This window comes from Pseudomonas protegens (assembly GCF_003732485.1).
In the GTDB taxonomy this organism is placed as follows: Bacteria; Pseudomonadota; Gammaproteobacteria; order Pseudomonadales; family Pseudomonadaceae; genus Aquipseudomonas; species Aquipseudomonas protegens_B.
This window is the reverse complement of sequence record NZ_MOAK01000030.1, coordinates 12865-23119: the sequence shown is the minus strand read 5'-3', so window position 1 is coordinate 23119 and position 10255 is coordinate 12865. Positions and strand designations below refer to the sequence as shown.

The 10255-nt window shown below is 63.9% G+C and carries 11 protein-coding genes and 1 pseudogene; 9 read left to right on the top strand and 3 right to left on the bottom strand.

Features of this window, described 5'->3' with window-relative positions; genetic code table 11:
- The 3 genes from BLX41_RS34395 to BLX41_RS04275 form a co-directional block, all read left to right on the top strand.
- Positions 1-636, top strand: a 636-nt coding sequence (locus BLX41_RS34395; protein WP_259744397.1) for a TolC family protein, incomplete at its 5' end; no start/stop codon positions are given.
- Between the two features lie 18 nt (positions 637-654).
- Entirely contained in the window at positions 655-2814 is a 2160-nt protein-coding gene (locus BLX41_RS04280) for a type I secretion system permease/ATPase (protein WP_123723903.1), read from the top strand.
- 11 nt (positions 2815-2825) lie between these two features.
- Complete coding sequence (locus BLX41_RS04275) at positions 2826-4181, top strand: HlyD family type I secretion periplasmic adaptor subunit (protein WP_123723902.1); 1356 nt, start codon at positions 2826-2828, stop codon at positions 4179-4181.
- A gap of 103 nt (positions 4182-4284) precedes the next feature.
- Here the strand turns inward: BLX41_RS04275 and BLX41_RS04270 are convergent, their stop codons facing one another.
- Positions 4285-4884 carry a tRNA-uridine aminocarboxypropyltransferase gene (locus BLX41_RS04270; RefSeq protein WP_123723901.1) on the bottom strand — a complete coding sequence of 200 codons (600 nt, stop codon included), beginning with the start codon at positions 4882-4884 and terminating at the stop codon, positions 4285-4287.
- Positions 4885-4893: 9 nt separating this feature from the next.
- Positions 4894-5787 (bottom strand): LysR family transcriptional regulator, encoded by an 894-nt coding sequence (locus BLX41_RS04265; protein ID WP_123723900.1) that lies wholly within the window; start codon positions 5785-5787, stop codon positions 4894-4896.
- 359 nt (positions 5788-6146) lie between these two features.
- On the opposite strand from BLX41_RS04265, the gene speB reads away from it, so the two are divergent.
- From speB to BLX41_RS04235, 6 genes and pseudogenes are all read left to right on the top strand, one after another.
- The gene (gene speB / locus BLX41_RS04260; protein ID WP_011059912.1) at positions 6147-7097 is read left to right on the top strand and encodes an agmatinase; all 951 of its coding nucleotides are present in this window, start codon (positions 6147-6149) and stop codon (positions 7095-7097) included.
- Positions 7098-7262: 165 nt separating this feature from the next.
- Positions 7263-7454: pseudogene (locus BLX41_RS34390) on the top strand (DUF4440 domain-containing protein); the annotation flags it as partial.
- A 21-nt stretch (positions 7455-7475) separates the two neighbouring features.
- Positions 7476-7691 (top strand): hypothetical protein, encoded by a 216-nt coding sequence (locus tag BLX41_RS04250; protein ID WP_123723899.1) that lies wholly within the window; start codon positions 7476-7478, stop codon positions 7689-7691.
- Positions 7692-7823: 132 nt separating this feature from the next.
- A complete protein-coding gene (locus BLX41_RS04245) occupies positions 7824-9203 on the top strand; it encodes a sodium:solute symporter family protein (RefSeq protein WP_123723898.1) in 1380 nt (459 codons plus the stop codon).
- Positions 9204-9502: 299 nt separating this feature from the next.
- Complete coding sequence (locus BLX41_RS04240) at positions 9503-9760, top strand: acyl carrier protein (RefSeq protein WP_123723897.1); 258 nt, start codon at positions 9503-9505, stop codon at positions 9758-9760.
- 26 nt (positions 9761-9786) lie between these two features.
- Entirely contained in the window at positions 9787-10047 is a 261-nt protein-coding gene (locus tag BLX41_RS04235; protein WP_123723896.1) for a hypothetical protein, read from the top strand.
- An 88-nt stretch (positions 10048-10135) separates the two neighbouring features.
- Here the strand turns inward: BLX41_RS04235 and BLX41_RS37060 are convergent.
- A partial coding sequence (locus BLX41_RS37060; protein WP_311197418.1) for a PA1414 family protein occupies positions 10136-10255 on the bottom strand: 120 nt, incomplete at its 5' end.

Below are 10255 nucleotides of genomic sequence, written 5' to 3'. Positions count from 1 at the left end.
AAGCAGAGCATGCTGCAGAACAACCCCTACCTGAAGTCCGCCCAGGCTGACATCCAGGCGGCGGAGAGTCAGTACGAGGTAGCCAAGTCGCCCTTCTATCCACGCTTCGACGCCGAGGCCGCAGTCAACGCCAACGACAATGTGCAGGGCGACCTGGGCCACGACAATGAATGGCGGGTCGGGGTGATCATGAACTACAACCTGTTCCGCGGCGGCAGTGACAAGGCCCGCCTGCAGTCCGACGCGCACAAGATCAACCAGGCCATGGACATCCGCAACAACGCGCTGCGCATGCTCAACGAAAACATCACCCTGGCCTGGAACGCCATGCTCAACGCCAAGAAACAGACCCCCACCGCCCGGGAATATGCGGAAACCACCACCCGGGTGCGGGCCGCCTACCAGGACCAGTTCGGCCTCGGCCAACGCACCCTGCTTGACGTTCTGGACAGTGAAAACGAGCTGTACAACGCCAACCGCCGCTACACCGAAGTGCGCTACACCGAAGAGTTCTCCATGTACCGGGTCCTGGCCAACATGGGCGAACTGCTGAGCAAGGAAAAAGTCGTGGTGCCGGCCGAAGCCATCGCCCAGAGCGAAGTGAAAAGCGAGGCGCGCCTGCCGGAAATGAAGTAGTCCCGTGGAGGACTCGATTTGACCAGCCTCGAACCCGAGAGCCCGCACGCCGATCCGCGTGCCAGCTTCGATGACCCGCTGTTGGACGGATTACTGATCCTGTGCCGACTTCACGGGTGCAACGTCAGCCGCGGCAGCCTCAGCGCAGGCCTGCCCCTGGACAAGCAACGCCTGAGTCTCGACCTGCTGCCCCGGGCCGCGGCCCGGGCCAGCCTTCAGGCACGCCTGCTGCGCCGGGAGCTGGGGGCTATTTCCGCGCTCAACCTGCCGGTGCTGCTGATCCTCCATGGCGGCCGTTGCGCGGTGCTCAGGCGCTGGGGCGAGGATGGCCAGGCCCTGCTCCTGCCCAGCGAGGCCGAAGGTGGCGAGCAGTGGGTCAGCCGCGAGGAATTAGCCCAGGAATACAGCGGCCAGGCCCTGTTCGCCCGCCCCCGCCATGAGCTCGAAGACCTGCGCAGCCCCCTGGTGCCCCGGGTCGATGCCTGGTTTCGCGACACCCTGAAGCTCTCTCGCTGGCTTTACAGCGACGCCATTCTCGCCAGCTTCCTGATCAACCTGCTGGGCCTGATGGTGCCGCTGTTCGTGATGCAGACCTACGATCGCGTGGTGCCCAACCAGGCCACCTCGACCCTCTGGGTCCTGACCCTGGGCCTGCTGCTGGGCACCGGCTTCGAGCTGGTGTTGCGGGTGGTGCGGGCACATCTGCTGGACCAGGCCGGGAAAAAGACCGACGTGATTCTCTCGGCCACCCTGTTCGAACGCATCACTGGCATGAACATGAAAGCCCGCCCGGCCACCATCGGCGGCTTCGCCCAGAGCATCCATGACTTCCAGGGGCTGCGGGAGTTTCTCACCGCCGTGACCCTGACCAGCCTGATCGACCTGCCTTTCGCCCTACTGATGCTGGTGGTGATCGGCCTGCTCGGGGGCTGGCTGGTGGTGATCCCGGTACTGGCGTTCCCCATCACCATCGTCTTCGCCATGCTGATCCAGGTGCGCCTGCGGGACACCGTGCAAAAAAGCCTGGCCCTGGGCGCCGAACGCCAGGCGCTGTTGATCGAGACCCTCGGTGGCCTGGAAACCCTCAAGGCCTGCAGCGCCGAAAGCGAACGCCAGCACAAGTGGGAAAGCACCCATGGTGCCCTGACCCGCCTCGACAGCCACGCCCGCAATCTCTCGGCCCTGGCCACCAACGGCACCCTGTTCATTCAGCAATTGTCCGGCATGGCCACCATCGTCGCCGGGGTTTACAGCATCATCGCCGGCAATCTCAGCGTCGGCGCCCTGGTGGCCAGCTACATGCTCGGCAGCCGGGTCCTGGCGCCATTGGGACAGATCGCCGGGCTGATCACCCGTTACCAACAGGCGCAACTGACCATGCGCAGCACCGACGCGTTGATGGCCCTGCCCCAGGAGCGCGATGCCCGCCAGCGGCCGCTGGAGCGCACTCAACTGCAAGGCGCCCTGGAGGTCAGCCGAGTGAGTTTTCGCTACCCGGGGCAAAGCACCCCGGCACTGAACAACATCAGCTTCAGCCTGAAACCCGGAGAGCGGGTCGGCATCATTGGCCGCAGCGGCTCGGGGAAAAGTACCCTGGCCCGGCTGTTGATGGGTTTTCTCGCCCCGGAGGAAGGCCAACTGCTGCTGGACGGCCTGGACCTGCGGCAACTGGACGTGGCCGACCTGCGCCAGCAGATCGGCTACGTCGCCCATGACCTGCCACTGCTGGCCGGCAGCCTGCGGGACAACCTGACCCTGGGCGCACACTACGTCAGCGATGCGCGAATGCTCGAAGTCGCCGAACTCACTGGGGTTACCGAGCTGGCCCGCCAGCACCCCCAGGGCTTCGACAGACCGGTGGGTGAACGCGGGCAACTGCTGTCCGGCGGCCAGCGTCAGGCGGTGCTGCTGGCCCGGGCCCTGCTGCTGGACCCGCCGATCCTGCTGCTGGACGAACCCACCAGCGCCATGGACAACAGCAGCGAGGACGCTCTGCGTCAGCGCCTGCACGCCAAGGTCCAGGGCAAGACCCTGCTGCTGGTGACCCACCGCACCTCGATGCTCAGCCTGGTGGACCGCCTGGTGGTTCTGGACGAAGGGCGGATCGTCGCCGACGGACCGAAAGACGCGGTAATCGATGCACTGCGCAAGGGCCGTGTCGGCTCTGCAGCCGTCTAGGAGTGCCGAGCATGTCTACACCATCGTCGCCCCGGGGTTACCTGGGCAGTTTTCGCCGCAGCGCGGAAAGCGAATTCATGCCGGAAACCGCCGGCGCCTCCTTGCAGGACTCGCCCCGCGGATCACGGCTGACGGTCTGGATCGCCGCCGCGCTGATCCTCTGCGCCCTGGTATGGGCCAGGTTCGCAGTGCTCCAGGAAGTCACCATGGGCGAAGGCAAGGCCATTCCTTCGAGCAAGGTCCAGGTGATCCAGAACCTGGAAGGCGGCATTGTCACCGAGATCTTCGTCCGCGAAGGGCAGATGGTGGACAAGGGCCAGACCCTGCTGCGCCTGGATGACACGCGTTTTCGCTCGAACAAGGGCGAGAGCGAGGCTGATCGCTTCGCCTTGATGGCCCAGGTCGAGCGGCTGTCCGCCGAAGCCGAGGGCAAGCCCTTCAGCCCGTCCGTCGAAGTGGTGAGCAAGGCGCCGCAAGTGGCGGAAGACGAACGCTCGCTGTACGACCAGCGCCAGCGGCGCCTGGCCAGCGAGCAGCGCACCCTCAGCGAACAGCTGCGGCAGAAGACCCAGGAACTGGCGGAGTTTCGCTCCAAGCAGGGGCAATACAGCTCCAGCCTGGCCCTGCTCAATCAAGAGATGAACATGTCGACACCGCTGGTGAGCACTGGCGCCGTGTCACCGGTGGAAATCCTGCGGCTCAAGCGCAGCGCGGTGGAGATTCGCGGCTCCCTGGACGCCACCACCCTGGCCATTCCACGGGCCGAATCGGCCATCAACGAGATCAAGAGCAAGATCGACGAATCGGTGCAGACCTTCCGTTCCGATGCCGCCAAGGAACTCAACGAGAAACGCACCGACCTGTCGAAGATCACCGCGTCGGGGATCGCCATCGACGACCGGGTCAACCGCACCACCGTGGTATCGCCCGTGCATGGCGTGATCAAGCAGCTCAAGATCAACACCATCGGCGGCGTGGTCCAGCCCGGCAGCGACATGGTGGAAATCGTGCCCATGGAAGACAACCTGCTGATCGAGGCCAAGGTCCGGCCCCAGGACGTGGCCTTCCTCCACCCCGGACAGAAAGCCATGGTCAAGTTCAGTGCCTATGACTACACCATCTACGGCGGCCTGAGCGCCAAGCTGGAGCTGATCGGTGCCGACACCACCACCGACGACAAGGGCAACAGCTTCTATCTGATCCAGGTGCGCACCGACAAGAACCACCTGGGAGGCGACGTCAACCCACTGCTGATCATCCCCGGCATGGTGGCCACGGTGGACATCATCACCGGCGAGAAAAGCGTGCTGGACTACCTGCTCAAGCCCGTACTCAAGGCCCGCACCGAAGCCATGCGCGAACGCTGACTGCAGCGTACGCAGGAGCCGGCTTGCCGGCGAAGAACCCCTCTGACCTTGCAGCAGACTTGAGGGTGCCTTCGCGGGCAAGCCCGCTCCTACAGACAAGAGGTCAGGGTTTGGCGCCGTGGTTGCGTTGGTAGGTGTCTTCGCCCATCGCCGCGATCTGCCCTTCGATCAAGGCCTCGAAGGGGCGCAGCAAGGGTTCGAAGGAGACCGGCGCCTCCAGTACCTGCAACGCCTGGACAATGGCTTCCAGGGTCGACAGCGCACCCGGCCCCGGAGCCTTGCGCAAGCGATAGCGCGAGGGCGTCGCGGCGGCCAGGGTCACTCGCGGCAAGGCCGCCAGCAGCGGATTGAGGTGCAACAGCTTGCGGGCCTTGCGCCAGGTGCCGTCGGGCACCACCAGCAGCAGCGGTTCATCCCTCTCGGCATAGGCCTGCAACGGCTGGGCATCGTCCGCCGGAAACAACAGGCGCGCCTGGTAGCCCGGTTGGTTGAGCAGCGTCGGCAGATCCTCGAACACCTCGCCCACCCGCAACTGCGCATTGTTCAGCCCCAAGGCCGCCAGCCGCGCCGTGTTCAAGGCGTGGTTGACCTCGCTGGGATGCTGCAGCAACAGCACCCGGGTGCGGCTGGGCAAATCCGGGATCAGCGGGCACAAACAATGGCCTGAGGGACGCAGGCAGCGCTCGCAGCGTGCTCTGGACATGGGAATTCCTTATGACTGGTTGAGCTGGGCCTTGAGCAGATCGCGAAAGGTCTGGATCAGGGGTTCACGGCCCCGGCCACGACGCATGATCATGGAGAACGGCGCCTGGTAGCCGAACGTTGCCGGCAGCAGCACCCGCAGGTCGCCCTTGTCGGCCCAGGCCTGGGCGTAGTGTTCCGGCAGGTAGCCGATGTAGGCGCCGGAAAGCACCAGGATCAACTGCGCCTCCATGCTCTCTACGGTCGCCGCGCTGTGCTTGAAGCCGTGCCGGGCCAGTTCCGCCTGGCTCCAGTAGCCGCGGCCGACCATGCGCTGCTGAGTGATGACCTGCTCCGGGATGCGCCGCTCGCTGTACAGCGGATGCCGGTTGCTGCAATACAGCCAGTGCTGCTCGCGGTACAGCGGCATGTACACCAGGCCGCTCATGCGCGTGGAAAAGGCACCGATGGCCAGGTCCAGCCGGTTGTCCTGGACCCCCAGTTGCAGTTCATGGGGGCTCATCACCGACAGGTGCAGATGCACCGCGGGATGCTCCTGGCTATAGGCACCGATGGCCTCGGCGAACGGCAGGGCCTCGTCGCTGACGGTGGAGTCGATCACCCCCAGGTTCAAAGTACCGCGCAACTCGCCCTTGAGGGCCGCGGCGTACTGTTCGAAGCCCTCCAGCTCCCCGAGCAGACGCAAGGTTTCCTGGTGGAACAGCTCACCCTTGCTGGTCAGGCTGAATCCGCCACGGCCACGGTGACAGAGCACCAGCCCGAGGGCGCCTTCGAGCTGGCTCATGTAGGTGCTGATGGCCGACGTCGAGAGATTGAGTTCGTGCTGGGCATTGGCGAACCCCTGATGTCGCACCACGCTGACGAAGATGCGCAATAGTTTCAGATCAGGTAAAGCGTTGGCCATGACAGGCTCCGATAACAGGCAAAACGACCACTTCCCTGTGCCAAGAGAGCTTGCTCCCGCCGGGCGGCCAAGCAACCTCGATGACCTCCATGTGCACTTTCAATCTGACCCTGCAACCCGGATAACGGTGACTACGTCACCGAGCGGGTGCTCGCTCCCGAGCCACGCGGGGCCCTGGAAGCAGCGCGGGAGTCTAGCGCGAGCCCGGCCATTAGTTTAGAAAAATCTGAACTAAGTATTTGTTCGTAGCGATTCTTTCCCCTCACTACATTTCGCAGAATCGGCCCCACTCGGTTGCACGGGCAGCTTGGGCTGCGCCGCCGACCCCATAAATATAAAACAACGATGAGGCCTATCCCGTGGACAAGATTCTCCACCAACCACTGGGCGGCAACGAAATGCCGCGCTTCGGCGGCATCGCCACCATGATGCGTCTTCCCCATCTGCAATCCGCTGCCGGCCTGGACGCTGCATTCGTCGGCGTACCCCTGGACATCGGCACCTCGCTGCGCGCCGGCACCCGTTTCGGCCCGCGGGAAATCCGTGCCGAATCAGTAATGATCCGCCCTTACAACATGGCCACCGGTGCCGCCCCGTTCGACTCGCTGTCGGTGGCCGACATCGGCGACGTAGCGATCAACACCTTCAACCTGCTGGACGCGGTGCGCATCATCGAAGAAGCCTATGACGGCATCCTCGAACACAACGTGATCCCCCTGACCCTGGGCGGCGACCACACCATCACCCTGCCGATCCTGCGGGCCATCCACAAGAAACACGGCAAGGTCGGGCTGGTGCACATCGATGCCCACGCAGACGTCAACGACCACATGTTCGGCGAGAAGATCGCCCACGGCACCACCTTCCGCCGCGCGGTGGAAGAAGGCCTGCTGGACTGCGACCGTGTGGTGCAGATCGGCCTGCGCGCCCAGGGCTATACCGCTGAAGACTTCAACTGGAGCCGCAAGCAGGGCTTCCGTGTGGTCCAGGCCGAAGAGTGCTGGCACAAGTCCCTGGAACCCTTGATGGCCGAAGTCCGGGAAAAGGTCGGCAACGGTCCGGTGTACCTGAGCTTCGACATCGACGGCATCGACCCGGCCTGGGCTCCGGGTACCGGCACCCCGGAAATCGGCGGCCTGACCACCATCCAGGCCATCGAGATCGTCCGTGGCTGCCAGGGCCTGGACCTGGTGGGCTGCGACCTGGTGGAGGTTTCGCCACCTTATGACACCACCGGCAACACCTCACTGCTGGGCGCCAACCTGCTGTACGAAATGCTCTGCGTACTGCCTGGCGTAGCCCATCGCTGAGTCTCAGCACATGCTGCGCGCCGCCAGACCGTTTGCGGCGCAAAGCGGTGCTACCCGCTTCATCTTTACCCCGTCCTCGGCTGCTGTTGCGCAATGCCTGCCAGGCATCAGCCGGGCCGATGACGGGCCAAGGATGGTTCCGAGGTGCGGTGACGCATCCCGGACAACGTCGTCGTCCGCCCACAAGGGGACGGCGCCGGATTGACTCATGACGTGGCCACGAAGCTGCGCATGCGAGGGGAGCAAGACTTCAGCCAGGAACGCGAAACCATTGGGTCTCGCACAAAACAACAAGGCCTCTGGCTGGCCTGTCACAACCATTTGTCCGCGATGTCGGAAGGGCTGCCACCCCCTTAGCCAATGTGATCGGAGCAGATCATGAATAACAACAAAGAAAAAAACCTTAGCAACATCGCAACCAACAGGATCGGCCAGATCCTCGAGCACCAGCGCGACACCAGGCCTTGCGACCTGTTTCGTCTGCCCTCCAGCCCGGCCAGCACTGCCATCGCCACCCTCAAAACTGCGCACTCCAGTATGGCCAGCCGCTGTACCGGCAGGCTGCTGGCAAGTCGCGCCCTACTGCCCGGATAACCTCCTGGAGCGGCCGGCCTCGCGATAGAGCTCCTGGGTCTTGCACAAGACTTGACCCCGCCTTCGCTGAGCAGCCAGCACCTGCATGAACCGTTTGTTTCACATAAAAAAGATAATCGGAGACACGCCACCATGGCTTTAGATCTATTTGTCGTACTCATCTATGCCGCCGGCATGCTCGTGCTCGGCTATTACGGCATGCGCAAGGCCAAGACCCACGAGGACTACCTGGTGGCTGGCCGCAACCTGGGCCCGACCCTGTACATGGGCACCATGGCTGCCACGGTCCTGGGCGGCGCCTCCACCGTCGGCACCGTGCGCCTGGGCTACGTCCACGGCATTTCCGGTTTCTGGCTGTGCGCCGCCCTGGGTGCGGGGATCATTGCCCTGAACCTGCTGCTGGCCAAGCCGCTGCTCAAGCTGCGCATCTTCACCGTCACCCAGGTCCTGGAAAAGCGCTACAACCCCATGGCCCGCCAGGCCAGTGCGGTGATCATGCTGGCCTATGCGCTGATGATCGGGGTGACTTCGATCCTCGCCATCGGCACCGTGCTGCAAGTGCTGTTCGGCCTGCCGTTCTGGATCTCGGTCCTGCTGGGCGGCGGCGTGGTGGTGGTCTATTCGGCGATCGGCGGCATGTGGTCCCTGACCCTGACCGACATCGTCCAGTTCGTGATCAAGACCGTGGGCCTGATGTTCATCCTGCTGCCGATCTGCCTGTACCGCGTAGGCGGCTGGGATGAGTTGGTGGCCAAGCTGCCAGCGTCCAGTTTCAGCTTCACCGCTATCGGCTGGGACACCATCATCACCTACTTCATGATCTACTTCTTCGGCATCCTGATCGGCCAGGACATCTGGCAACGGGTGTTCACCGCCAAGACCGAAAAAGTCGCGCAATACGCCGGCACCCTGGCGGGCTTCTACTGCATCCTCTACGGACTGGCCTGTGCCCTGATCGGCATGGCTGCCCACGTCCTGCTGCCGGACCTGGACAACGTCAACAACGCCTTCGCCGCCATCGTCAAAGCCTCGCTGCCGGACGGCATCCGTGGCCTGGTGATCGCCGCCGCCCTGGCCGCCATGATGTCCACTGCCAGCGCCGGCCTGCTGGCCGCCTCCACCACCCTGACCGAAGACCTGCTGCCACGACTGCGCGGCGGCAAACAGTCGAGCCTGGGGATCAACCGCCTGTTCACCTTCCTCACCGGCATCGTGGTGCTGGGCATTGCCCTGGTGGTCAACGACGTGATCAGCGCCCTGACCCTGGCCTACAACCTGCTGGTGGGCGGCATGCTGATCCCGCTGATCGGCGCCATCTTCTGGAAACGCGCCACCACCGCCGGAGCCATCGCCAGCATGGGCCTGGGCTTCGTCACCGCTCTACTGTTCATGTTCAAGGACGGCCTGGACGCCAACACGCCGATTTACTACAGCCTGGCCGTGGGCCTGGTGAGTTTCGTGGTGGTGAGCCTGATGTCCCGGCGCTCGGCGCCTCTGGCCAATGCGATCTGACCTGACGTCGGACGCCTGAAGCTTTTCTTCGACGGGTGCGGCGTCGGTGGCCGCACCCGTTTTTTTTCGTCCGCGAAAAAGTGCCATAACGCCGAATGACGTGGCCTGCAGGCCGGTCCCGGAAGCCAGCCACTGGACGAGTGGTCACCACCGGCGGAAAAAACCTGTGCTGTAATCTGACTCAGCGACGACTGTTCCTGAACAGTACAAGGATCGCTGGCAGCCTCAGGGCACGCTATCGCTTCACCCTTGGACGGGGTCATAAAACAATAAGAACCTCCTCCTGCCCCGAGGTGTTTATGGACCGTTTCGACATCCAGCAAAGCATCCGCCACGCCATCGAGACCCAGATGGCCCAGAAGTGGCCAGTCCCCGCCTGCCAGGCCCGCGCCCAAGACACCTACTCCCTGGATCTCAAGGCCCTGCTCTACAGCCTGGAGTGCGAGTTCAACATCCGCCTTGATCCGGACCTCGATCTGTACCGGATCAACTCCATCAGCGCGCTCAGCCAGGTGATCCTGGAAAAGACCCGCGCCGACGCTGCCCGTCCCGCCTGACCCGCTAACCCCTCGGGAGTAACACTATGATTCGGGCCCAAGCGCGCGAGGCCGTGCACCTGCTCATCCGCCGGGGACTGGGTGAACTCATCGACTTCGATGACCACAGCACTTTGCAGGCGCTCGGGCTGGACCGGGAAGATATCGAAGCGCTGCTCTGGCGCCTGGAGGACAGGTTCGACCTCTGCATCTCCCCTCGGGAAGAGCAGCGAGCGCTCTGGCGCCTGGAAAAGGTCGACGACCTGGTGCAATGGTTGCTGGAAAAGTCCCGGCAAAATCAGGATTGACCCGATTGTCCCGGGTGGGAGGCCGAGCGACTGCCGGCCAGAAAACACTGGCGAGAGCCGGAGTCGGCACTCCGCTCTCGCCTCAAGCTCAACGACGACGTTGCTGACGGCGCCGCAGTTCTTCGTCGGTAGGAATCGGCACCGGTTGCAGCGGTGGCTCGATCAGGCCCAGTGCGACGCCAAGGTCGTGAAGCCAGCTTTGCAGTTT

Bases quoted from the DNA above. Each gene is read 5' to 3' on its own strand.
- BLX41_RS04250 (WP_123723899.1), top strand. From the start codon at position 7,476: ATGAATAACAACAAAGAAAAAAACCTTAGCAACATCGCAACCAACAGG.
- BLX41_RS04240 (WP_123723897.1), top strand. From the start codon at position 9,503: ATGGACCGTTTCGACATCCAGCAAAGCATCCGCCACGCCATCGAGACC.
- BLX41_RS04275 (WP_123723902.1), top strand. From the start codon at position 2,826: ATGTCTACACCATCGTCGCCCCGGGGTTACCTGGGCAGTTTTCGCCGC.
- BLX41_RS04235 (WP_123723896.1), top strand. From the start codon at position 9,787: ATGATTCGGGCCCAAGCGCGCGAGGCCGTGCACCTGCTCATCCGCCGG.
- BLX41_RS04270 (WP_123723901.1), bottom strand. From the start codon at position 4,884: ATGTCCAGAGCACGCTGCGAGCGCTGCCTGCGTCCCTCAGGCCATTGT.
- BLX41_RS04265 (WP_123723900.1), bottom strand. From the start codon at position 5,787: ATGGCCAACGCTTTACCTGATCTGAAACTATTGCGCATCTTCGTCAGC.
- BLX41_RS04245 (WP_123723898.1), top strand. From the start codon at position 7,824: ATGGCTTTAGATCTATTTGTCGTACTCATCTATGCCGCCGGCATGCTC.